General features: G+C 67.6%; 22 protein-coding genes. 13 read left to right on the forward strand and 9 right to left on the reverse strand.

Annotated elements, in window-relative coordinates; translation table 11 throughout:
• Positions 1 to 19: 19 nt before the first annotated feature.
• The 4 genes from J2X06_RS15730 to J2X06_RS15745 form a co-directional block, all read right to left on the reverse strand.
• A complete protein-coding gene (locus tag J2X06_RS15730) occupies positions 20 to 589 on the reverse strand; it encodes an SRPBCC family protein (protein ID WP_310064042.1) in 570 nt (189 codons plus the stop codon).
• Between the two features lie 66 nt (positions 590 to 655).
• On the reverse strand, positions 656 to 1,261 hold the full coding sequence (locus J2X06_RS15735; protein ID WP_310064043.1) for an alpha-ketoglutarate-dependent dioxygenase AlkB family protein: 606 nt from the start codon (positions 1,259 to 1,261) through the stop codon (positions 656 to 658).
• Between the two features lie 62 nt (positions 1,262 to 1,323).
• Positions 1,324 to 3,207: an ATP-binding cassette domain-containing protein gene (locus J2X06_RS15740; protein WP_310064045.1), complete on the reverse strand. Its 1,884-nt coding sequence runs from the start codon at positions 3,205 to 3,207 to the stop codon at positions 1,324 to 1,326.
• Positions 3,208 to 3,272: 65 nt separating this feature from the next.
• On the reverse strand, positions 3,273 to 3,923 hold the full coding sequence (locus J2X06_RS15745; RefSeq protein ID WP_310064047.1) for a hypothetical protein: 651 nt from the start codon (positions 3,921 to 3,923) through the stop codon (positions 3,273 to 3,275).
• Positions 3,924 to 4,039: 116 nt separating this feature from the next.
• Between J2X06_RS15745 and J2X06_RS15750 the strand changes: the two genes are divergently transcribed.
• Positions 4,040 to 4,960 carry an oxygenase MpaB family protein gene (locus tag J2X06_RS15750; RefSeq protein ID WP_310064478.1) on the forward strand — a complete coding sequence of 307 codons (921 nt, stop codon included), beginning with the start codon at positions 4,040 to 4,042 and terminating at the stop codon, positions 4,958 to 4,960.
• A gap of 30 nt (positions 4,961 to 4,990) precedes the next feature.
• Here J2X06_RS15750 and J2X06_RS15755 read toward each other — a convergent pair whose 3' ends face one another.
• Together J2X06_RS15755 and J2X06_RS15760 are read right to left on the reverse strand one after the other, a co-directional pair.
• Positions 4,991 to 5,632: a DUF5666 domain-containing protein gene (locus J2X06_RS15755; protein WP_310064049.1), complete on the reverse strand. Its 642-nt coding sequence runs from the start codon at positions 5,630 to 5,632 to the stop codon at positions 4,991 to 4,993.
• A gap of 68 nt (positions 5,633 to 5,700) precedes the next feature.
• The gene (locus tag J2X06_RS15760) at positions 5,701 to 7,257 is read right to left on the reverse strand and encodes a protein adenylyltransferase SelO (RefSeq protein WP_310064480.1); all 1,557 of its coding nucleotides are present in this window, start codon (positions 7,255 to 7,257) and stop codon (positions 5,701 to 5,703) included.
• Between the two features lie 143 nt (positions 7,258 to 7,400).
• Between J2X06_RS15760 and J2X06_RS15765 the strand changes: the two genes are divergently transcribed.
• From J2X06_RS15765 to J2X06_RS15775, 3 genes are all read left to right on the forward strand, one after another.
• Positions 7,401 to 8,795, forward strand: a complete 1,395-nt coding sequence (locus J2X06_RS15765) for a metal-dependent hydrolase family protein (RefSeq protein WP_310064050.1) — start codon at positions 7,401 to 7,403, stop codon at positions 8,793 to 8,795.
• A gap of 97 nt (positions 8,796 to 8,892) precedes the next feature.
• Positions 8,893 to 11,019 carry a DEAD/DEAH box helicase gene (locus J2X06_RS15770; protein ID WP_310064052.1) on the forward strand — a complete coding sequence of 709 codons (2,127 nt, stop codon included), beginning with the start codon at positions 8,893 to 8,895 and terminating at the stop codon, positions 11,017 to 11,019.
• Between the two features lie 120 nt (positions 11,020 to 11,139).
• On the forward strand, positions 11,140 to 11,907 hold the full coding sequence (locus J2X06_RS15775) for a type 1 glutamine amidotransferase (protein ID WP_310064053.1): 768 nt from the start codon (positions 11,140 to 11,142) through the stop codon (positions 11,905 to 11,907).
• A gap of 18 nt (positions 11,908 to 11,925) precedes the next feature.
• Here the strand turns inward: J2X06_RS15775 and J2X06_RS15780 are convergent, their stop codons facing one another.
• The gene (locus J2X06_RS15780; RefSeq protein WP_430539612.1) at positions 11,926 to 12,828 is read right to left on the reverse strand and encodes a pseudouridine synthase; all 903 of its coding nucleotides are present in this window, start codon (positions 12,826 to 12,828) and stop codon (positions 11,926 to 11,928) included.
• 96 nt (positions 12,829 to 12,924) lie between these two features.
• Here J2X06_RS15780 and J2X06_RS15785 point away from each other — a divergent pair, with 96 nt between their 5' ends.
• The 4 genes from J2X06_RS15785 to J2X06_RS15800 all read left to right on the forward strand — a co-directional run bounded on the left by J2X06_RS15785 (position 12,925) and on the right by J2X06_RS15800 (position 16,008).
• Positions 12,925 to 13,482: a YaeQ family protein gene (locus J2X06_RS15785; RefSeq protein ID WP_310064055.1), complete on the forward strand. Its 558-nt coding sequence runs from the start codon at positions 12,925 to 12,927 to the stop codon at positions 13,480 to 13,482.
• 2 nt (positions 13,483 to 13,484) lie between these two features.
• Positions 13,485 to 14,675 (forward strand): NAD(P)/FAD-dependent oxidoreductase, encoded by a 1,191-nt coding sequence (locus J2X06_RS15790; RefSeq protein ID WP_310064056.1) that lies wholly within the window; start codon positions 13,485 to 13,487, stop codon positions 14,673 to 14,675.
• A gap of 209 nt (positions 14,676 to 14,884) precedes the next feature.
• Positions 14,885 to 15,424 carry an SRPBCC family protein gene (locus J2X06_RS15795; protein ID WP_310064057.1) on the forward strand — a complete coding sequence of 180 codons (540 nt, stop codon included), beginning with the start codon at positions 14,885 to 14,887 and terminating at the stop codon, positions 15,422 to 15,424.
• A 149-nt stretch (positions 15,425 to 15,573) separates the two neighbouring features.
• Positions 15,574 to 16,008, forward strand: coding sequence for an FKBP-type peptidyl-prolyl cis-trans isomerase (locus J2X06_RS15800; protein ID WP_310064059.1), 435 nt, complete (start codon positions 15,574 to 15,576; stop codon positions 16,006 to 16,008).
• A 36-nt stretch (positions 16,009 to 16,044) separates the two neighbouring features.
• Here the strand turns inward: J2X06_RS15800 and J2X06_RS15805 are convergent, their stop codons facing one another.
• Positions 16,045 to 16,494: a hypothetical protein gene (locus J2X06_RS15805; protein WP_310064062.1), complete on the reverse strand. Its 450-nt coding sequence runs from the start codon at positions 16,492 to 16,494 to the stop codon at positions 16,045 to 16,047.
• A 110-nt stretch (positions 16,495 to 16,604) separates the two neighbouring features.
• Here J2X06_RS15805 and chrA point away from each other — a divergent pair, with 110 nt between their 5' ends.
• The 4 genes from chrA to J2X06_RS15825 all read left to right on the forward strand — a co-directional run bounded on the left by chrA (position 16,605) and on the right by J2X06_RS15825 (position 19,480).
• On the forward strand, positions 16,605 to 17,801 hold the full coding sequence (gene chrA / locus J2X06_RS15810; protein WP_310064064.1) for a chromate efflux transporter: 1,197 nt from the start codon (positions 16,605 to 16,607) through the stop codon (positions 17,799 to 17,801).
• A 179-nt stretch (positions 17,802 to 17,980) separates the two neighbouring features.
• Positions 17,981 to 18,694 (forward strand): RNA polymerase sigma factor, encoded by a 714-nt coding sequence (locus tag J2X06_RS15815; RefSeq protein ID WP_310064065.1) that lies wholly within the window; start codon positions 17,981 to 17,983, stop codon positions 18,692 to 18,694.
• Positions 18,695 to 18,704: 10 nt separating this feature from the next.
• Positions 18,705 to 19,049 (forward strand): hypothetical protein, encoded by a 345-nt coding sequence (locus tag J2X06_RS15820; RefSeq protein ID WP_310064067.1) that lies wholly within the window; start codon positions 18,705 to 18,707, stop codon positions 19,047 to 19,049.
• Complete coding sequence (locus J2X06_RS15825; RefSeq protein WP_310064069.1) at positions 19,046 to 19,480, forward strand: DUF2231 domain-containing protein; 435 nt, start codon at positions 19,046 to 19,048, stop codon at positions 19,478 to 19,480. The genes J2X06_RS15820 and J2X06_RS15825 overlap by 4 nt, the downstream gene beginning before the upstream one ends.
• 3 nt (positions 19,481 to 19,483) lie before the next feature.
• Here J2X06_RS15825 and J2X06_RS15830 read toward each other — a convergent pair whose 3' ends face one another.
• A complete protein-coding gene (locus tag J2X06_RS15830; RefSeq protein WP_310064070.1) occupies positions 19,484 to 21,145 on the reverse strand; it encodes a serine hydrolase in 1,662 nt (553 codons plus the stop codon).
• A 108-nt stretch (positions 21,146 to 21,253) separates the two neighbouring features.
• Between J2X06_RS15830 and J2X06_RS15835 the strand changes: the two genes are divergently transcribed.
• A complete protein-coding gene (locus tag J2X06_RS15835) occupies positions 21,254 to 22,498 on the forward strand; it encodes a TIGR03862 family flavoprotein (protein WP_310064072.1) in 1,245 nt (414 codons plus the stop codon).
• Positions 22,499 to 22,721 lie beyond the last annotated feature (223 nt).

Genomic DNA, 22,721 nt, shown 5'->3' on the forward strand with positions numbered 1-22,721 from the left:
TCGAAACCTCAATCATGGATCAGGGTTTGGCGGCGGGCTTGCCCGCATTCTTGCGCAGGTAGTCGGCCAGGCCACCGAGCTGCAGGCCCTGCACCTTGTCGACCACCGGCGCGAATTTGCCCAGGTCGTCGGGTGAATAGCCGCCGCTGCGGCAGTACAGCGTGATGCGCGTGCCACCGCCTTCGGCCGGTGCCAGGCGGAACTCGACCACGCCGCCCAGGCCCATGCCCTGCAACGGCCCGAGGCCACCGACCATGCGCAGGGTCTTGCCCGGATCGACGAAGGTCACGGTCAGGTGCTGGGCCTGCTGCGCGCCAGCGATTTCGCAGAAGCAACCGCCCGCGCGCGCATCGATCGACAGCTTCGATGCTGCACCCCACCAGGTATGGTCCTTCGGCCACCAGCGATCGACGTCCTGGGTCAGCGCCTTCCATGCGGTTTCGGCATCGACCGGAACGACCTGCGTGTTCTCGACCGTGAATCCGTTGGCCGCCGCATCCTTCACGGCCGCCGACACGGATTGGCAAGGCAGGATCGTCAGCCCGGAAGCGACCAGTATCGAACCCAACACCAGACTCGTCATGCGCATGTTCGTGGCTCCCGTCGGTTGCGGCGCATTAACCCATTGCGACCTGACGATCGCAAGTGCGGCACGTCAACGATGTCCGGGTTCGAACGGCCGCACTCGAAACGCCAGGCTGATGCGCGGCCCCACCGCCTCACGCGTCTTGGGAATGCCGTGGTCGTAATGCCGCTGCGAGGCGTGGCTCATCACCAGCAGGCTGCCGGGTTCGAGATCGATATGGCAGGTCCGGTGCGGCGCCTGCTTGGTACGGATGGTCATGCGTCGCGGCGCCCCCAGCGAGAGCAGCGCGATCGGTTGTCCCGGCACCAGGCTGTGCAGCTTGTCGTTGTGCGGGGCGACGCTGTCGCGACCGTCACGGTAGTAGTTCAGCCCGACCGCGTTGAAGGGAGCCGGCAGCGCTTCGCGCAACCGCTGCTGCGCTTGTGCGAGCGGTGCGGGCAACTGCGGATCGTCGAGGCGGTACGCCGCCACCAGTCGCGGCACGTCGACGATATGTTCGTACATCGGCCGTTGCCGCGCTTCCCAGGCAACGCGGTCGCGCAAAGCCTCGAACCAGAGTTGCGCTTGCTGCCCCGCGATGAATCCGGGGCAGTAACGCACGCCGCCCTCCGCATCGTCGAGCAACGTGTGGGGGCCGGCATCGAACAATGAGGTCTGGGCGGCGGAGTGACGCATGGACAAAACATGCAATGCCTGCGTCTCACAGGCTGCGCCGGAACTGCGGCGCAGCTGAACCATCAACCTTCCAGTTCGTTCCACCGCGCGTAAGCCGCGTCGAGGTCGGCCTGGGCCGCGGCGAGCTGGCTGTTATGCGCGGCCACCGCCGCGCGATCGCCCTGGTAGAACGCGGGGTCGTGCATGTGCGCGGTAAGTGCAGCGACACGGGTTTCCAGCGCTTCGATGCGCGCCGGCAGTTGCTCGAGCTCGCGCGCGTCTTTGTAGCTGAGCTTGCGCTTGGGCGCTGCCGGTGTTGCGACAACCGTTGCTGCCGCCGCGGGCGTCGCCGTGGCTGCCTTGGCCGCGGATGTGATCGCTGGGACCGCAGGACGCTGCCGCACCCAGTCGCTGTAACCGCCGACGTACTCACCGACGCGCCCATCGCCCTCCATCACCAGCGTCGAGGTCACCACGTTGTCGAGGAAGTCGCGATCGTGGCTGACCAGCAGCAGCGTGCCCGGATAGTCGGCCAGCATTTCCTCCAGCAGTTCCAGCGTCTCCACGTCGAGGTCGTTGGTCGGTTCGTCCATCACCAGCAGGTTGGACGGCTGCGCGAACAGCCTGGCCAGCAGCAGGCGATTGCGCTCGCCGCCGGACAGTCGGGTGATCGGCGCGCGGGCACGTTCGGGCGTGAACAGGAAATCCTGCAGATAGCCGATGACGTGCTTGGACTTGCCGCCGACGTCGACGAACTCGCGACCCTCGGCCACGTTCTCCAGCGCGTTCCAGTCCTCGCGCAGCGTGGCGCGGTACTGGTCGAAATAGGCGACCTGCAGGTTGCTGCCCAGGCGTACTTCGCCCCTGTCGGGCTTCAGCTCGCCCAGCAGCAGCTTGATCAATGTGGTCTTGCCGCTGCCGTTGGGACCGATCAGACCGATGCGGTCGCCGCGGAATATCGTCGTCGACAGATCGCGCATCAGCGTGCGCTCGCCGTAGGCGAAGGAGACATCCTTGGCTTCGACCACCTTGCGTCCGGACGAGTCGCCCTGGGCCAGCGCCATCTTGACGTTGCCGGTCTGCTCGCGCCGTTGCGCGCGTTCCGTACGCATCGCCTTGAGCCGGCGCACGCGACCTTCGTCGCGGGTACGCCGCGCCTTGATGCCCTGGCGGATCCACACTTCCTCCTGCGCCAGAAGCTTGTCGAAGCGTGCATTCTCCTGCGCTTCGGCGTTGAGCCGCTCCTCGCGCCGGCGCAGGTAGTTGTCCCAGTCGCCCGGCCAGCTGGTGACACCGCCACGGTCGATCTCGACGATGCGCGTGGCCAGCGCACGCAGGAAGCGGCGGTCGTGCGTCACGAACACCAGCGCGCCCTGCCAGGCCTTGAGGAATCCTTCGAGCCAGTCGATCGCCTCGATGTCGAGGTGGTTGGTGGGCTCGTCCAGCAGCAGCAGGTCGGGCGACGACACCAACGCGCGCGCCAGCAGCACGCGACGCTTCATGCCGCCCGACAGCCGCGCGAACACCGCATCGCCATCGAGGTCCAGGCGCTCCAGCGTCTCGGTCACGCGCTGGTCGAGCGACCAGCCGTGCGCGTCCTCGATCTTCGCCTGCACCTTGGCCAGCGCATCGGTGTCGACGTGTTCGGCATGGCTGAGATGGTGGTATTGCGCCAGCCACGCGCCCAGTTCACCCAGGCCACCGGCCACCACGTCCCAGACATCGCCTTCGGCGCCGGCCGGCACCTCCTGCTCGAGCCGCGCGACGCGCACGCCACCCTCGCGGCGGATTTCTCCGTCGTCGGCCTGGATTTCGCCGGCGATCAGGCGCATCAGCGTGGATTTGCCGGCGCCGTTGCGGCCGATCAGGGCGATACGCTCGCCGGGTTCGATCGAGAGGACGACATCGGCCAGCAACAGCGGACCGCCGACGCCGTAGTCGACGTTGTTCAGGGTAATCAGGGGCATGACCGTATTCTACGGGCGACGGGGATTTCCGTCGCCGCGCCGGTCAGGTTGCCTTTTCGATCAGGTCAGGGCCCGCCGTGCGGCGGCAGCAGGACGACCTTGGTGGCCGTGCGGTCCTTGACATCCTTGCGAACGGCCATGTCCAGTTCATCGCCTGGTTTGAGCGAGCTCAACTGGATTGTTTTGCCGTCTGCGTCGAAGGCCCGAGTGTTGTCGTCGTAGCGGATCCGGACGAAGTTCAGCGTCTCGGCCTGGTCGATGTGGACGCTGCGGGTTGCCTTCTCGATCGAGCGCAGCGTGCCGTGCAGGTAGCGGCCCCAGTCCTGGCCCGGCGAGGTACTGGGCAGGACCCTCACGCGCGAGCCCTGCGTCCGGTTGCCGCTGCGCTGCGTCGCCACCAGCAGGCGCTCGCCCACTTTCAGGTCGGTCATTTTTACCGGGCTGCCGGACCGCGTGATCACGGTCGACGGCGACAGGTAGATGTTGTCAGGGGTCCCCTGGCCGACCGCGTTGCCAGTTTCCGAATCCCTGCTCAGCACGATCCGCGATTGACCCGAATCCACCCGCGCCAACGTGCCGACGGCGTGGTCCGCCTCCGGCGTTGCCGCCCAAGCCGCCATGCATATCCCGACGAGCCCTGCCAGCAGCACGGTCCGGGCCGCTGCGCGCAGCCTGGCCATCCGCGTGCCGCCACTGGAAACGACGATCGTTAGCATCGCTATGCCTCCCGCCCCAACGGGCCACCATGATGCGCTCGCTGCATGTAGGGGGCGTGTGAGCGGGGTGCAAACCGGCAGTGATCCAACGCGCGGCATGGGATCATCGCAGCGAGATGGAACCGCTGCTGCGCGCCCTTGCCGCTCCCGCTTCGGCCAGGATCCGGGCCTGGGTCCTGGGTGCGTTTCCGCGAGGCCAAAGCGGCATCGATTACGACCATCCTGCGGGCGATCCCGGCCTGTTCGGGCCCGACAGCACCACCTGGCGGATCCACGCCGACTTTCCCGGGATGCTGTCGGGCGGCCTGTGCGCGCTGATGTTGCAGACGCTGCACCCTCTCGCGCTCGCCGGGGTCTGGGACCACTCCCAGTTCCGCACCGACCTGGTCGGACGCCTGCGCCGCACCACCAACTTCGTCGCCGGCACCACCTATGCCGGCCGCAGCGAAGCCGAGCGGTTGATTGCGCATGTCGACCGGATACATGCACAGGTCAGCGGCGTCACGCCGGACGGTCGGCCCTATCGCGCGCGGGATCCGCAGTTGCTGACCTGGGTGCATGTCACCGAGAGCTACGGTTTTCTGGAAGGCTTCCGCCGCTACTCGCCGGTGGCCCTGCCCGCGGGCGCGGGCGATGCCTACTACGCCGAGGTGCGGCGCATCGCAGAGCGCCTGGGCGCGCGCGACGTGCCGGCATCGGAAACCGAGGTCAGCCAGTACTTCGCCGATATCGGCAAACTGCTGCGCTTCGATGAGCGTTCGCGCGAGGTGCTTGCGGTGCTGGCGCGCATTCGCCTGCCGGTGCCTGCGGCCAACCTGTCGCGCGAAGTATTTCTCGGTGCGGGTGCGGTTCTGCTGCCGGACTGGGCGGCATCGCGCCTGCACCTCACGCGGGCACAGCGCGCCAAGGCGCGCGTGTCGGCACGGGCACTGCGCGCGATGGCGCCACTGTTCCGCTCCGCATTGCGCGACGGCGTCGCCCAACGCGCCTGCAAGCGCGTGGGCGTGGATCCGGCGATCCTGGAGCGCTGGCCCTGATCGGCAGACTCAGACTCAACCAGGCGGCGCTCAACCTCCGCCGGAGGAACTCACCACCACCACTTTGGTCGCCGTGCGTACGTTGTTGACCAACCGGTACGCAATATCGACGTCGTCGCCCGTCTTCAATTGGGCGAAGGTCATCGGACTGCCATCCAGTGCGAGCACCTTGGTGCCCTGATCGTGGCCTATGCGGTAGCGGATGTTGGTCCCGGCCTGAGCGACCATGAAGACCTGCGTCCGGTCCACCATCTCGCTGATCGTGCCGTGCACATACCGTCCCCATCCCTGGCCGGGCGTGGTGTCCGGAAGCCACTGGACCGATTTCGCGCTGATCCGGTTGCGCGCCTCGGTAGTTTTCACCATCAGGCGGTCGCCCACCTTCAAGTCGGTTGCCGCCTTGGCACTGGATCCGCTGATCGTCGTCGTGCCGTCATAGTAGATGTCGATCGGCGCGCCCTGCCCGAGCGAGTCTCCCTCTGCGGCATCGGTGCCGAGAACCAGGCGATGCTCTTTGGTATCGATGCGATCCAGCGTGCCGACCGTGTGGCCATGATCCGAAGGCGTGGCCGCCATCGCCATGCCGCCGGCCAGTGCAACAATCGCTGCTGTTGTCGCCAACCGGGCAGACACTCGCCCGGCGGCGGTAGGAACCCATTTGCTGCAGGACATGACGCCACCTCCACGCTACTGGTGCTGGATCATGCGCCCAAGGGGAGTAAAAACCGCGTCGTCGCCAGTCAGGAACTGCAGGACAGCATCGAGCATCCGGCACGGCTGCGTGCCCAGTCCGGTCTTTTCGCCGCGTAAGCCTCGCGGCCCGGCTGATCGTCGTAGGGGCGGCGCATCACGTCCAGCAGTTCGGTGACGCCGGAAATATCGCCCTGGGTGGCCTGATCGATGGCCTGCTGCGCCAGGTAATTGCGCAGCACGTAGCGCGGGTTGGCCGCGTTCATGGTGTCGCGGCGCATTAGCTCCGGCAGGTCCTGCTGCTGCATCCGTGTGGCGTAGCGCGACAGCCATTCGCGCAGTTCCGGCTCGGCGGCATCGCGCTTCCCGTCGTCGTAGAACGCTTCGCTGAACAATGCAGGCTCCGGCGCCAGCGGGTCGAGATCGGCCAGGCGCCGGAAGAACAACGTCATGTCGACCTCCGCCTGCGTCAACAGGTCCTGCAGCGCCTGCATCAGGCCGATGTCCTCGTCGCGGCATTCGACCAGGCCGAGCTTGCGCGCGGTGTTGTCCCGATCGGCGGCGGTGTAAGTCTCGACGTAACGCCGCAGGCCGTCCTGCAACGGTGCGACATCGTCGAACAGCAGCGACAGCGCGCCGGCGAGCCGACCCAGGTTCCAGTACGCGACCTGCGGCTGCTGTCCGAACCGGTAGCGCCGCTGATGGCGATCGGTGGTATTGGGCGTCCAGCCGGGGTCGAAGTTGTCGATCCAGCCGTAGGGGCCGTAATCGATGGTCAGTCCGAGGATGGACATGTTGTCGGTGTTCATCACGCCGTGGACGAAACCGACCCGCATCCAGTGCGCGATCATCACCGCGGTGCGCTCGCAGACCTGGGCAAACCATTGCGCGTACAGCGCCTGTCCCTCGCCGCGCAGTTGCGGGTAGTCGCGGCGGATGCAGAAGTCCACCAGCTGCCTCAGCAGGGCTTCATCACCGCGTGAGGCCGGAAGCTCGAAGTTGCCGAAGCGAATGAACGACGGCGCGACGCGGCAGACCACCGCGCCGGGCTCCATCTCCGGATGGCCGTCGTAGAACATGTCGCGCTCGACCAGCTCGCCGGTGCCGACCAGGCTCAGCGCACGCGTGGTCGGCACGCCAAGGTGATGCATCGCCTCGCTGCACAGGAACTCGCGGATCGACGAGCGCAGCACCGCACGCCCGTCAGCGGTGCGCGAGTACGGCGTCAGGCCAGCGCCCTTGAGCTGCAGTTCCCAGCGCTCGCCTGCTTCGTTGACCAGCTCGCCCAGCGTGATCGCGCGGCCGTCGCCCAGTTGCCCGGCCCATTGGCCGAACTGGTGCCCGCCGTAATTGGCCGCGAACGGCTGCATGCCGGGCAGCAGCGCGTTGCCTGCGAACACACGGGCAAACTCTTGCGAGGCGGCGTCGGCCTCGGTGAAACCCAGCCGCCGCGCCATCTCGGCCGAATATGCCAACAGGCGCGGCGCCGCGACGGGGGTCGGATCGACCCGAGACCAGGCCTGGCCGACCTGACGGATGCCGGGGCCGGTATCAGGATCGCCCGGCAGCTCGCGGACGAAGGCATTGTCGAAATCGGGATTCAGCATCGGCGCAAGACGGGTGGACACCTTGGGAGATGGTGGTCGCTGCCGCAACAGACAAGCACGGCACACAGGAAACCGGGCGTGATCGCAAAACGGCCCGCCGCCAGCGCTTATGCTCCTGCGTCCAGACAGGGGAAACCAACGCAATGACCGCAATTTCCGGCCGCGCCGGCCGCACCGTGTTCGGCGCACGTTCCATGCTGTTCGCCTCCATCGCCCTGGTGGCGGCCGGGCCGCTGCAACCCGCACAGGCAGCCGGGGCAATGCCGGCGCAGTCCCCGCAATGGACCGTGGTCCACGCCGGCCACCTGCTCGACCGCCCGGGCCAGGCTCCTCGTGGCGCCAGCACGTTGCTGCTGCGCGATGGCCGGATCGAGGCGGTCCGCAATGGCTTCGTCGAACCCTCCGCCTTTGCCGGCGCGCCGGCGGACGCGTCTGTCGTCGACCTGCGCGACCGCTATGTGCTGCCGGGGCTGATCGACAGCCATGTCCACCTGACTTCGGACAAGGCCGGCGTCGAAGGCCAGCTCGAAGGCGTCACGGCCAATATCGCCGACCTGGCCTTTGAAGCGGCCGTCAACGCCCGCAAGACCCTCGCCGCCGGCTTCACCACCGTGCGCAACCTCGGCGACGAAGGCGGCGTGACGCTGGCGCTGCGCGATGCGGTGGCCGCTGGCAAGGTACCGGGGCCGCGCATTGTCGACGCCGGCAGCGCCATCTCCACCACGGCCGGCCACATGGATCCGACGCTGGGCTTCCGCGACGACCTGCACGCCGCCCTCGACGTCAACGGCAACACCTGCGACGGCGCCGAGGATTGCCGCCGCGCGGTGCGTCGCCAGGTCGGACGCGGCGTCGACGTGATCAAGATCGCCACCACCGGCGGCGTCAACAGCCGCATCGGCGCGGGCCTGGGCCAGCAGATGTTCGACGACGAGGCGCGCGCGATCGTGGAAACCGCGCACCTGTACAAGAAGAAGGTCGCCGTGCACGCGCACGGCGCCGACGGCATCGCCGTGGCCCTGCGCGCCGGCGCCGACTCGATCGAGCACGGCACGCTGCTGGACGACACCGACCTCTCGCTGCTGCGCAAGACCGGCGCCTACTACGTGCCGACGCTGTCGACGGTGAACGGCTACAAGGAGCGCCTGGCGAAGAACCCCGATGCCTACACCGGCGAGGTGCGCAGCAAGATCGAGTGGCGCATCGGCATCACCGGCAAGGCGCTGGAGCGCGCGGTCCCGGCCGGCGTGAAGATCGCCTTCGGCACCGATGCCGGGGTCAGCCTGCACGGCCGCAACGCCGACGAATTCGAGCTGATGGTCGCCCATGGCATGACGCCTGCGACCGCGATCCAGGCCGCCACCGTGAACGCGGCCGATCTGCTCGGCCTGGCCGACCAGGTGGGCAGCCTGGAACCGGGCAAGCGCGCCGACCTGATCGCCGTGTCGGGCGACCCGCTCAGCGACGTGACCACGCTCAAGCACGTCGATTTCGTCATGAAGGACGGGCGCATCGAGAAGGATCTGCGCGCTCGCTGAACAATGTGGTGGCGGCGTATACGGGAGCGATACGCCGCCGTCCGTTACACTGTTCGGTCTTCCGACCGGCGTATGCCGGCGCTGCCGAGCACCCCCCATGAGCGCCGAGACGCCCAGCTCCGCCGATTCGAGCCCGAACCCCGAATCCCCCCCGACCATCAAATTCACCGACCTGGCCCTGTCCGAGCCGCTGCTGCGGGCCCTGTCCGACGTCGGCTACGAGTCGCCCTCGCCCATCCAGGCCGCCACCATCCCGCCGCTGCTGGAAGGCCGCGACATGCTCGGCCAGGCCCAGACCGGCACCGGCAAGACCGCCGCGTTCGCGCTGCCGATCCTGGCGCGGATCGATCCCAGCCAGCACAAGCCGCAGGCGCTGGTGCTGGCGCCGACGCGCGAATTGGCCATCCAGGTCGCCGAAGCCTTCCAGAAGTACGCCCATCACCTGCCCGGCTTCCACGTGCTGCCGATCTACGGCGGACAGAGCTATTACCCGCAGTTGCAGGCGCTCAAGCGTGGCGTCCAGGTCGTGGTCGGCACCCCGGGCCGCGTCATCGACCATCTTGAGCGCGGCTCGCTGGACCTGTCGCAACTGCGCTGCCTGGTGCTCGACGAAGCCGACGAAATGCTGCGCATGGGTTTCATCGACGACGTCGAGACGGTGTTGAAGAAAACCCCGGAGACGCGCCAGGTCGCGCTGTTCTCGGCAACCATGCCGCCGCCGATCCGGCGCATCGCCCAGACCTACCTGAAGGATCCGGTCGAAGTTTCGATCAAGGCCAAGACCACCACCGCGGCCAACATCCGCCAGCGCTACTGGTCGGTCAGCGGCGTGCACAAGCTCGACGCGATCACCCGCATCCTCGAAGCCGAGCCGTTCGACGCGATGATCGTGTTCGCGCGCACCAAGCAGGCCACCGAGGAACTGGCCGAGAAGCTGGCGGCGCGCGGCCTGGCTGCCGCTGCGATCAACGGCGACGTGGTGCAGGCGCAGCGCGAGAAGACCATCCAGAACCTCAAGGACGGCAAGATCGACGTACTGGTGGCCACCGACGTGGCCGCGCGCGGCCTCGACGTGGAGCGCATCAGCCATGTGCTGAACTACGACATCCCGTACGACACCGAGAGCTACGTCCACCGCATCGGCCGCACCGGCCGTGCCGGCCGCAAGGGCGAGGCGATCCTGTTCGTCACGCCGCGCGAGCGCGGCATGCTGCGCGCGATCGAACGCGCCACCCGCCAGCCGATCGAGCCGATGTCGCTGCCGACGGTCGAGACGGTCAACGAGCAGCGCGTGAACCGCTTCCTCGGCCGCATCACCACCGCGCTGGAAAGCAACGAGATCGGCCAGTTCCGCGACCTGGTGGAACGCTACGAGCGCGAGCAGAACGTGCCGGCGGTCGAGATCGCCGCGGCGCTGGCCAAGCTGGTGCAGGGCGACATGCCGCTGCTGCTGGACGTGACCGCCCAGCAGTTGCGCCCGCACGCCGCCGCCGGCTTCGAGCGTGGACCTCGCGAGGACTCACGCGATCGCGGTCCGCGGCAGCGTGAATTCCAGCCGCGCGAATTCCAGCAGCGTGAATCGCACCGCGACCGCGACACGGCGCCCCGCCAGGCCCGTGAGCCGCGCAGCTTCGATCGCGACGAGCGTCCGCGTCATGCCGAACGCCAGTTCACTCCGCCGACCGCCGCCGGCGCCGGCGCCGGCGCCACCAACTTCGGCGAGACGATGTTCCACGACGACGCCGCGCCGCGTCGCGAGACGCGCGAACCCCGCGAGTCTCGTGAAACGCGCGCGCCGGAAGTCGGAATGGAAACCTTCCGTGTCGAGGTCGGCCACGTGCACGGCGTCAAGCCGGGCAATATCGTCGGCGCCATCGCCAACGAGGCCGAACTGGAAAGCCGCTTCATCGGCCGCATCGACATCCGCGACGACCACAGCCTGATCGACCTGCCCGAAGGCATGCCGCGCGAGGTCATGGATCACCTCAAGCGTGTGCGCGTGGCCGGCCAGCAACTGCGCATCAGCCGCGCCGACGAAAGCGGCCACGGGCAGCCACCACACGGCCGCTTCGAAGGTCACCGCGCCGGCGGACATGGCGAGGGCCGCCGCCCCGACGACGATGGCCGGCCGCCGCGCGGGCCGCGCCCGCATGGCGGCAAGCCTCACGGCGGCCCGCCCCGTCCGGGCGGCTTCAAAGGCAAGCCGCGCCTGCCGCGCGGCTGATGCCCCGCAGGGTGTCATGACGGACGCTCATGACACCCTGACGATCCGGAAGGGCGCGACGGCGCCCATCCATCGCGCTGATTTGGCATAGTCGGGCCGTATCTCGCCCGCTCCCGCACCATGCCCCGCCTGCTCGTCTTCCAGCACGTCGCCGCCGAACCTCTCGGCACGCTCGATCCGTTGATCCGGCGGCGCGGGCATCGCATCCGCTTCGCCAACTTCGAGCGGCATCCCGACCTGCAGCCCAACGTGGACCGCTATCGCGGCCTGATCGTGCTGGGCGGACCGATGAACGTCGAGGATCACGCGCACCGTGCGCACCTGCTGACCGAGATGCGCGCGATCGAGCGCATGCTCGAACTCGGCCGGCCAGTGCTCGGCATCTGCCTGGGCGCGCAATTGCTTGCGCACGTGCTGGGCGCGCCGGTGGTGCGCCACGAGCAGCCCGAGATCGGCTGGTATCGGCTGCGCACCACCGAGGCCGGCCGCGCCGACCCGGTGCTGGCGCCATTGGGCGATGGGACGCCGGTGTTCCAGTGGCATCGCTACCGCTTCGACGTGCCGACGGACGCCACCCACCTGGCCCGTACCGACAGCTGCGAGCAACAGGCCTTCCGCTATGGCGACAACGCCTACGGCTTCCAGTTCCACATGGAAATGGACCAGCCCTTGATCGAACGCTGGCTGGCCAACCCCGTCTATCGTGATGAACTGGCCGAACTGGCCGGCATCGAGCCTTCACATGCCACCGAAGAGCTGATCCGCACGCGCACACGCGAACACATCGCCACGATGCAGGCGCAGGCCAACGAAGTGTTCAACGGCTTCCTCGACCTGGTCGGCGTGCCTCAGCGGCGCTACACGCTCCCCTCGCGCGAATGGGTCTGATGGCGGGAATGCGCCCGTTCAAAGACGCCATTGGCTTTCGAACCGCCGCTCGACGCCGTTGAGCGGATCGACGAAGGACAGCGCGCGGGCCAGCAGCTTGAGCGGCTTTTCGTAGTTTCCATCGACGTGCTGCGCCACCAGCGATGGATACAAGGTGTCGTTGAGAATGGGCGCGCCCAGTCCGGCCATGTGCACTCGCAACTGGTGCTTGCGGCCGGTGACGGGTTCCAGCGCGTAACGCCAGACGTCCTCGCCACGTTCGAGCACGTCGATCCTGGTCTCGCTATTGGCTGGCCCCTCCACCTCGCACATGCGGAAGAACGGCTCGCCGGTTTGCAGGCGTGTCTTTCGCAACAGAGGAAATGCGCAGTCGGGCAATGGCGGCGCCAGTGCTTCGTAGCGCTTGTGGATGAGGCGTCGCGGAAACAGCGCCTGGTAGCGGGCACGCGAGTCCGGGTTCGGTGAAAACAGCACCAGGCCGGCCGTGCCGCGATCGATCCGGTGCAACGGCACCAGTTGCGGATTTGCGAGCCTGCGCACCAGCCGCGCCAGCAGCGTTTCGGCGACGAAGCCGCCGGCTGGCGTCACCGGCAGGAAGTGCGGCTTGTCGACGACGACCAGGTGCTCGTCGACGTGCAGCACGACCTCGTCGAACGGAATCCGGGGCTCGTCCGGGACCTCGCGGTAGTAGCGGATCTCGGCGCCAACCCGGTAGAAAGTGTCCGGCGTGATCGCGTTGCCGTCCGCATCGCGCACCAGGCCGCGCGCCATTCGATCGAGCCAACGCGCACGGTCGACCGCCGGGAAACGCGCGCACAGGCCATCCAGCACCGTCGCCCACGGCCCCGGCGGCAGTTGCCAGCGGCTCGCAGCGACGCCGTCACGATGCAGGGATGCTCCGGTCACGCCCCATTCTGGCATCGCCGATGGACATCGCACCGCCCCATCGCACCGCCATACAGGCAGCATCGGCCTCCAGCGCCTAGAATGCGCGCTGCTTCCCACCGGACATCGCACATGGCGCTCAAGGCCACCGTGGTCAAGGCCGAGCTTCAGATCAGCGACCTGGACCGGCATCACTACGCCACTTACCCCCTCACCCTCGCCCAGCATCCGTCGGAAACCGACCAGCGGCTGATGGTGCGGCTGATCGCTTTCGCGCTGTTCGCCAGCGAACGCCTGGAATTCGGCAAGGGCCTCAGCACCGAAGACGAGCCGGACCTGTGGCGCCGCGACTACACCGGCGAGATCGAGCTGTGGATCGACCTCGGCCAGCCCGACGAATCCCGCATCCGCAAGGCCTGTGGCCGTGCACGCCAGGTCGTGGTGGTTACCTACGGCGGCCGTACCGCCGACCTGTGGTGGGACAAGCAGTCCGCGGGACTGTCGCGGCTGGATAACCTGACCGTGATCGACATCGCCCCGGAATCCGTCGAAGCGCTGGCGGCCATGATCGAACGCAGCATGCGCCTGAACGTGCTGATCCAGGACGGAGAGTTTCAGCTGATGGGCGATACCGGCACGGTGATGCTGCGCACCGTCACGCGCATGGCGTCGGACCCGCAAGCAGTCTGAGCATGACCGGGCATTTCGATGTCCTGATCGTTGGCGGCGGCGCCGCCGGCCTGATGTGCGCGCTGACCGCCGGCCAGCGCGGCAAGCGCGTGCTGGTCGTCGAGCATGCCAACCGCGTCGGCAAGAAAATCCTGATGTCCGGTGGCGGACGCTGCAACTTCACCAATACCGGCACCACGCCCGCCAACTTCCTCTCGGCCAACCCGCACTTCTGCAAGTCGGCGCTTGCCCGCTTCACGCCATGGCATTTCATCGACATGGTCGAGCGGCACGGCATCGCCTACCACGAGAAAGAGCTGGGCCAGCTGTTCTGCGACGTGTCGTCGAAGCTGATCGTGAAGATGCTCGTCGACGAGTGTCATGCCGCCGGCGTGCGCATCGAGACCAGTTGCAGCGTCGAGCGCATGACGCATGGCGAGAGCGAGGATGCAGCCTTCCGACTGCACACCACGCACGGCAATTTCGCCGCGCCCGCGCTGGTCGTCGCCAGCGGCGGGCTGTCTATCCCCAGCATGGGCGCGACGGGCTTTGGGTATGAGCTGGCCAAACAGTTCGGCCATGCGGTGCTGCCCACGCGCGCGGGGCTGGTGCCGCTGACGTTGAGCGGCAAGCACCAGGAAAGACTGGCCGACCTCAGCGGCGTCGCGTTGCCGGTCACCGCCCGATGCAATGGACGCGCCTTCAGCAACTACATGCTGGTCACGCATCGCGGCCTCAGCGGGCCTGCGATCCTGCAGATATCGTCCTACTGGCAGCCGGGCGACGACCTGCGCCTGGACCTGCTTCCGCAGCACGATGCGTTGCAGGCGCTGCAGGACTGGCAACGCGAACGTCCCGCCGCCGAACTGAAGACGGTGCTGGGCGATGCCATGCCCAAGCGTTTCGCGCAGCGGTTGTGCGAACTGTGGCTGCCCAACCGGCCGATGAAGCAGTACAACATGCCGCAACTGCGCGAGATGGCGCAGGTGCTGAGCGACTGGTCGCTGGTCGCCAGCGGCACCGAGGGTTACCGCACCGCCGAGGTGACGCTGGGCGGTGTCGACACCGACGAGCTGTCCTCCAGCACCATGCAGTCCAGGCGCGTCCCGGGACTGTATTTCATCGGCGAAGTCATCGATGTCACCGGCTGGCTGGGTGGATACAACTTCCAGTGGGCATGGGCATCGGGGCATGCGGCGGGTAATGCCGTTTAGCGCAGACTCTCGCCTCAATATTTCACCGACTGGTTGACAATCGTCTCGACCGGGACCGAGATTTCCCTGGCGGCGGCCTCCCAGCACATCAAGGTGCTCGAACGCGCCCTCTGCGCCGATCGCATCCAATCCGGCTGGAACGACGTGCTGGCATCGCTGGCGCAACAGCGCTCCCCCACCCAGCTCTCCCCAACATGAAGGAGACCGACATGAACGACTACGGCACCGTCATCGCGCCAGGCACCGTGCGCATCGAACGCAGCCTGCCCGGCCCGATCGAACGGCTCTGGGACTACCTGACCGATTCGCGCAAGCGCGGCACGTGGCTGGCTGCGGGCGACATGGACCTGCGGGTCGGTGGAAAGGTCGAGCTGGTGTTCCGCAATTCCGAACTGACGACCGACGACGATCCACCCCCGGCCAAGTACGCGCAATACGCCGGCGAGAGCCGGATGGGCGGCCGCATCACCGCCTGCGAGGCACCGAACCTGCTCGCCCATACCTGGGGCGAGGACGGCGGCGGCGACTCGGAAGTACGCTTCGAATTGACGCCGCAGGGAGACCGCGTGCGACTGGTGGTCACCCACAGTCGCCTGCCCGATCGCGACACGCTACTCAGCGTCGCCGGCGGCTGGCACACGCACCTGGGAATCCTGCAAGCGCGACTGGACGGGCGCGAACCGCCGGGGTTCTGGCGCACTCACACGCGCCTGGAATCGGAGTATGCGCAGCGGATTCCGCCTGGCTGAATTCCGCACGCCGGACGAAGCCTTCGAGCGCTTGGCCGACGTACCGGCTCGGGCGCGATGATCGGTGCCATCGTCAGTCCGAGCCGCGGTTCGCTGGACGACTGAAGGAACGCGCTACCCTTGTCCGCTTCTCCTATCGAACGCCGACGATGCGCCTCGCCCTATCTGTTTTGCTTGCCGCCTGCCTGCTCACCGCCTGCGCCGATCCCGGCCCGCCGCCTGGCGGCACCATCGCGGCGTTCCAGGCGATCGACGAGAAAGTCGGCGACGGTGCCGTGGCGAAATCCGGCCAGGAAGTGGTCGTCCACTACACCGGCTGGAACTACGACGAGAAGGCGCCGGACAAGCACGGCAGCAAGTTCGACAGCTCGCGCGATCGCAACGAGCCCTTCACCTTCCTGCTAGGCGCCGGCCGCGTGATCCGCGGCTGGGACGAGGGCGTGGCCGGCATGCGAGTCGGCGGCAAGCGCGTGCTGATGATTCCGGCGGCCTACGGCTATGGCCGCAAGGGCGCCGGCGGTGTCATCCCGCCGAACGGTTCACTGGTGTTCGAGGTCGAGCTGCTCGAGGTGCGCGAGCACTGAGGGCGCGCGTCGCCTGACACGCTCGAGTGGTCGGGCTCACCACAAATCGAACGCGAGCCCTTCGCGCTCGTTGTCCCAGATCGTGCTGAACACCCACCAGCGACCGTGTTCGTGGCACAACTGGATGCTGTTGGCGCCGCGCTTGAGCAGCACCGGCGAGTCCGGCGCCGGGCGCGCCTCGTACAGACTCCATACGTGCGCAACCTGGCCGAAGCGCTGGACGCGCTGCTCGATCTCGACTTCATGGAAAGCGTGAAGCGCGAAGAACGGCGTCACATCGGCAATGTAGCTGTCGACGTCGAACACCTTGGCGCTGGTCGTGCCGTCGGCCTCGACCACGGTGCGCAGGCTGCGTGCCTGCGGATGCTGCAGGTAGCGGAACCGCTCCCAGTCGCGCGGCGCGCCCGCCGCTCCCGAAATGCATTCGTAGACCGCGCGCACCAGCCGCGGAATGTCCTGCGTGTCCTGCCACCAGGTTTCGTTCATGGGTGAGGTCCCTTCATGCCTGGCCGGAGAGTACGTGTACGACCAGCTCCCACCAAGTGCCTGAGGTTGTTCCTGCGTGATAATGCCGCGTCGCCACCGACGCTCATTCCATGGCCTTCAGCCAGCCGCTCCCGGCCCGCGAAGTGTTCCGCGTATTCCTGCACCTGGGCCTGACCTCCTTCGGCGGGCCGATCGCGCACCTGGGCTATTTCCGCGAGGAATTCGTCGTGCGGCGCGGTTGGCTCGACGATGCGCGCTATGCGCAGTTGCTGGCGGTCTGCCAGTCGTTGCCGGGACCGGCCAGCAGCCAGATGGGATTCGCCATCGGCCTGCTGCGCGCGGGCTGGCGCGGCGCCCTGGCGGCGTTCCTCGGCTTCACGTTGCCCTCTGTGCTGCTGATGCTTGCCTTCGCGGGGTTCGCGCCATGGCTGCAGCACGGCATGGGGTTGGCCTTGCTGCACGGTCTGAAGCTCGTGGCCGCCTGCGTCGTTGCATACGGCGTGTGGGGCATGGCCAGGCAGATGACGCCGGACCTGCCGCGCCTGCTGCTGGCCGCAGCGGCGTGTGCGCTGGTGCTGCTGTCGGGAACGGCCTGGGCGCAACTGCTCGCGATCGCGCTCGGCGCGCTGATGGGCCGATGGCTGTGCCGGCACGTGGCGGCGCAATCGCCCGCTGCGTTTCCCGCGCATTACGGACGCCGTCCTGCCGCGATGACGATGGCCCTGTTCCTGGCCGCGCTGGTCCTGGCCCTGTTGTGGCCGTCGCGTGATCCGACGGCGACAGCGATGTCCGCAGCGTTCTACCGCGCCGGCGCGCTGGTGTTCGGTGGCGGCCATGTGGTGCTGCCGCTGCTGCAACAGTCGCTGGTCGACAGCGGCTGGATCGGCTCCGACACGTTCCTCGCCGGCTATGGCGCAGCGCAGGCGCTGCCTGGCCCGATGTTCTCGATCGCCGCCTTCCTCGGCGCCGAAGTGCCGACCGGCCTGCCGCGCATGCTGGCCGCCGGCCTGGCCGTGCTCGCCATTTTCCTGCCCGGCTTCCTGTTGCTGACAGCGGCGCTGCCGGCGTGGCAACGGCTGACGGCCTGGCAAGGCGCCGCACCCCTGCTGGCCGGGATCAACGCGTCGGTGGTGGGCCTGCTCGCCGCCGCGCTGTACGACCCGGTGCTGACACAGGGCGTGCACCACTGGAGCGATGTCGCCATCGTCGCAGTGGGCCTCGTGTTGCTGTTCCGCCTGCGCCTGGCCGCACTGTGGACGGTGGCCTGGTGCGCGACGGCCTCCATCGCCGCGCATCTGCTGATGTGATCTGCTGATGTACTCCGGGCCGGCCTCGCACCGCTTCGCCCGCCCATCACGCCACCCGTCCGGGTGCGCTCTCGCTGCCATGCCAACAGCAGCCTAATGTGGCCTGCACGATCCCTTCACGGCCGGCGGGAACCTTTCGGCTACTGCTGCGTCTGCTGCTTAGGAGAAGAGGAGACACCATGGCCCCCACCGACGCACGGCACGCCATCGACTATGCCGCCCTGGACGACGCGGCGCTGATCGCGCTGGTGCAGCATGGCGACCGCGACGCCTTCCGCCAGATCATGCGCCACTGCAACCAGCGCCTGTTCCGGGCCGCACGTGGCGTGGTCAACGACAATGCCGAGGCCGAGGACGTGGTGCAGGAAGCCTACGTCCATGCTTTCGAGAAGATCGGCACGTTTCGCGGCGAATCCTCCGTCCTCACCTGGCTGACCCGGATCGTCCTCAACGGCGCACACAGCCGACTGCGCCAGCGCCGCGAGACCGTCGACATCGAAGAGGCCGACCGTTACGCAGCCTCTTACGGAGACCGCATCGTGCCGTTCCCATCGAAATTCGGAAGCGAGGACCCCGCCGCCGCGGCCGCACGCAGCCAGATCCGCACGCTGGTCGAGAACGCCATCGACGAACTGCCAGAACCTTTCCGCATCGTGTTCGTGCTGCGCGAGATCGAGGGCTGTTCGGTGGAGGAAACCGCATCGAGCCTGGAACTGCGCACCGAAACGGTGAAAACCCGGCTGCACCGTGCGCGGCGGATGTTGCGCGCGGCACTGACCGACACCGTTTCCGCGTCGCTGACCGATGCCTTTCCGTTCCTCGGTTCGCGCTGCGAGCGGATGACCGAAGCGGTGCTGGAAAAAATAGACACCGTTCCAAAAACCACCCCGTAAAGGAGTCGACATGCTGACCTATGCACTCATCTGTTTCGCCCTCGGCGCCATGGGCGGCCTGGTCCTGGCCGCGCACGTGCTCAAAGGCAAGTTCGCGCCGTGGGCGGTTTCCGTGCTGCATGCGCTGCTCGGCGCCAGCGGCCTGTTGCTGCTGGTCGTCCTGGTCGTGCAGGGCACGGCTTCGTCGCGCGTCATGGCGGCATTGGGGCTGCTGGTGCTGGCCGCGCTGGGCGGCTTCTACCTGGCCTCGCTGCACCTTCGACGCGCAATTCCGCCGAAGGGTGTCGTCTTCATCCATGCCGGCGTCGCCGTGGCGGGATTCCTGACGCTGCTCAGCGCGCTGCTGGCCGCATGAGGCATCGGCATCCACTGCATCCGGCGCTGGTCCACTTCCCCGTCGCCTGCTGGTCGCTGGCGACGGCCGCGGACTTCGCCGGATTTATCTGGGGCGAACCGGTGTGGCGCTTGGCCGGCATTCTCATGGTGACCGGGACCGTCATCGCCGTCGCGGCCATTGCCGCGGGCTTCATCGAATACATGAAGCTGGACGAGAACAGTCCCGCCCTGCCCGACGTGCACCGGCACATGCTGCTCGCCGCGACCGCATGGAGTTGCTATGCAGCGAGCCTGTTCCTGCGCGTGCAAACGGGCTCGCTCTCCAGCCCCGACGGCTTCGCCGTGGCGCTTAGCGCGGCTGGCTTCGTGAGCCTGGGGTGCGCCGGATGGATGGGAGCCAGGCTCGTATACGGTCACGGCATAGGCGTGGCGAAACCGCCTTCGTCCTAGGGCTCAGCTTCCGCTTTCGCTTTTGGCCTTCTGCGGCGCCAGGCGCAGGTCCTGGAAGTCGAAGCTGAAATCGGTCAGCGGCGAGATCGCCTCCATGCGCGCCTCGCGGATCGCGCCGTCGGCATCCAGCGCGAAGGTGACGAAGGCGTCGGCGTTGAGCCAGCGCTCGTCCCAGCGGACGATGAAAGTGTCGTGCTGCCAGTGCGACAGCTCGCCAACCAGTTGCCTGGTGTGGCTGAAACGCATCACCAGCTTGTCGCCGCGCTGCTCGATGACGACGTCGCCATACCAGGGATCGCGATAGGTCCGTGCATAGTCGGCCAGCGGCAGCGACGGAAGCGAGTTGGCCGCGCGCACCTTCTGGTGCTTTTGCCAATCCTCGTCGGCCTTGTCGCGCGACTTCGCCAGCGCTGCGGCATAGGCGGCGTTCCAATCGGTCCTGGGCGCCTCCAGGTAGGCATCGAGCACACGCATGGTGACGGCATTGAATGCGCCCGACAGCTCGGCACTGGTCAGGACGATCACGCCCAGCTTCTTCGACGGAACCAGCGTCAACCGCGAGACCATGCCCGGCCAGCCGCCGGTATGCCAGACGAGCTTCTGGCCACGATAGTCCGACAGCTGCCAACCCTCGCCATAGCCGAGGAAATTGGGGCTGACCGGTTCCAGTTCCGGCACCGCCGGCTTGGCGATCGGCATCGGCGTGACCACCGACCACATCTCCTGCTGGCGCTTCTCACTGAAAAGGGACGACTCCACGCCCTTTGCATCGCGGTACATGCCGCCCGCCAGCTGCATGCTCATCCAGCGGCTCATGTCGTGCACGCTCGAATAAAGTCCGCCCGCTCCCGACACATTGCCCCAGGACATGCGCGGCGCCGGCTGCAGGTCCCTGAAATCGGCCTTGGCGTAACCGGTGGCGACGTTGTCGCCGGGTTTGAGGGCATCGCTGTTGAACCGGGTTTCGTTCATGCCCAGCGGTCGCAGGATCCGCGCGCGCAGGAACTCCTCGTAGGACTGCCCGCTGACCTGTTCGATCACCAGCTGCGCCACGCCGTAGAGGATGTTGTCGTAGGCGTACTGGCTGCGGAATCCGCCCGTGAGCGGCACGTCGCTGAGCCGGCGCGCCACCTCCTGCGTGCTGTAGTCGGTGCCGGGCCAGTACAACAGGTCGCCGGCACCCAGGCCCAATCCGCTGCGGTGCGCCAACAGGTCGCGCACGCGCATCTCGCGGGTGACGTAGGGATCGGACATCCGGAACCACGGCAGGTGGTCGATCACGCGGTCGTCGAGGCTGAGCTTGCCTTCGTCGGCCAGGATCGACAGCGAGGCCGAGGTGAACGCCTTGGTGTTGGATGCAATCGCGAACAGCGTGTGCGCATCGACGGGCTGCGGCCTGCCGCGGCTGTCCTTCTCCAGTTCGCGCACGCCGAAACCACGCTCCAGCACGATGCGCCCGTCCTTGACGATGGCCACCGCGATACCGGGCACGTCGAATTGCTTGCGCACGCCTTCGACGTAGGCGTCGAAATCCTGCAACTGGGCCGGCAGCGCCAGAGCCGGGGTGGTGGATTCCGCCGGCGGAGCCGCTGCTGCGGCGATGCCGCCCCAGGCCAGTCCCGCACCCAACACCGCGCACCGCGCCCAACCGCCGTTCGATCGCATCCGCGCTGCTTCCCCATGGATTTCCGCCGTCGAAGATACCTGACGCAACGTCGGATCGGCGGTGGCGAGGCCGGCATAATGGCGCGCCACGCTTCCGGTTCCCGACACATGCCCTCGCCCCTCGCCTTGCCCGGACTGGCCATCATCGGCGGCGGCCCTGCCGGACTGATGGCGGCCGAGGTCGCACGCGCGGCGGGCGTGGAGGTGGATCTGTTCGAGGCCAAGGGATCGGTCGGGCGCAAGTTCCTGATCGCCGGCAAGGGTGGACTCAACCTGACCCATGGCGAGCCGCGCCCCGCCTTCGACCGCCGTTACGGTTCGCGCAGCGCGGAAGTCGGCGCCTGGCTCGACGACTTCGATGCCGATGCGCTACGCGAGTGGGCCCGCGGACTGGGCGTGGAAACCTTCATCGGCAGTTCCGGGCGCGTGTTCCCGCTCGACCGCAAGGCGGCACCGCTGCTGCGTGGCTGGGTACGGCGCCTGCGCGAGGACGGCGTGCGCTTCCACGTGCAGCATCGTTGGCTCGGCTGGAACGACGACGGCGCATTGCGCTTCGCCACGCCCGAAGGCGAAATCGTGGCGAATGCCCCCGCCACAGTGCTCGCACTCGGCGGCGGAAGCTGGCCGGAACTCGGCTCCGATGGCGCGTGGGAAGCGTGGCTGCGCGATCGCGGCATCGACGTGGCGCCGCTGGAACCTTCCAACTGCGGATTCGACATCGGCTGGAGCGAGCATTTCGCCACGCGCCACGCCGGCGCGCCGCTGAAGCCGGTGGTGGCGTTCTGGCACGATGAAAACGGAAAGGAACACTCGCTGCAGGGCGAATGCGTGGCCACCGCGACCGGCATCGAAGGCAGCCTGGTCTATGCCCTGTCGGCGACGCTGCGCGACGAGATCACGCGCGTCGGCGAGGCGTGGCTGCATCTGGACCTGGCGCCGGGCCGCGACATCGAACGCCTGCGTCGCGAACTGTCCAAACCCCGTGCCGGCCGCAGCCTAAGCGAACACCTGCGCCGCCAGGCGGGCCTGGACGGCGTCAAGGTGGCACTGGTGCACGAGGTGCTGGATCCATCGCAGCGCGGCGATGTCGACGCGATCGCGACCACGATCAAACGGTTGCCGTTGCGTCTGCTGCGCGCGCGTCCGATTGCCGAAGCGATCAGCAGCGCCGGCGGCGTGCGGTTGGAGGCGATGGACCAGCACTCGATGTTGCGTTCGATGCCGGGCGTTTTCTGCGCCGGCGAGATGCTGGACTGGGAAGCGCCGACCGGCGGTTACCTGCTGACCGCCTGCTATGCCAGCGGTCGTCGCGCGGGACTGGGCGCGGTGGAATGGATCAACTCGGGACAATGACGGCGTGCCGATGACAGCACGCCGGTGAGGGACGACTGCGGCAGGGCCAAACTGCGACGCGCACCATGGCCCAGGTTCCGCTACGCCGATTATTGCGACACGGGTCCGGGAGCAGACCGAACTTCAAGCGTCGTCCCCAGAATGCGCAGCGGCTCGAAGCTGCCGCGCTCTGGTGTTTCTCAGCGGTTCGCCTTCTTCTCGTTCTTCGCTGCCCGCTTTTCCT

The organism is Lysobacter niastensis, from assembly GCF_031457115.1.
Lineage (GTDB): Bacteria > Pseudomonadota > Gammaproteobacteria > Xanthomonadales > Xanthomonadaceae > Lysobacter_J > Lysobacter_J niastensis_A.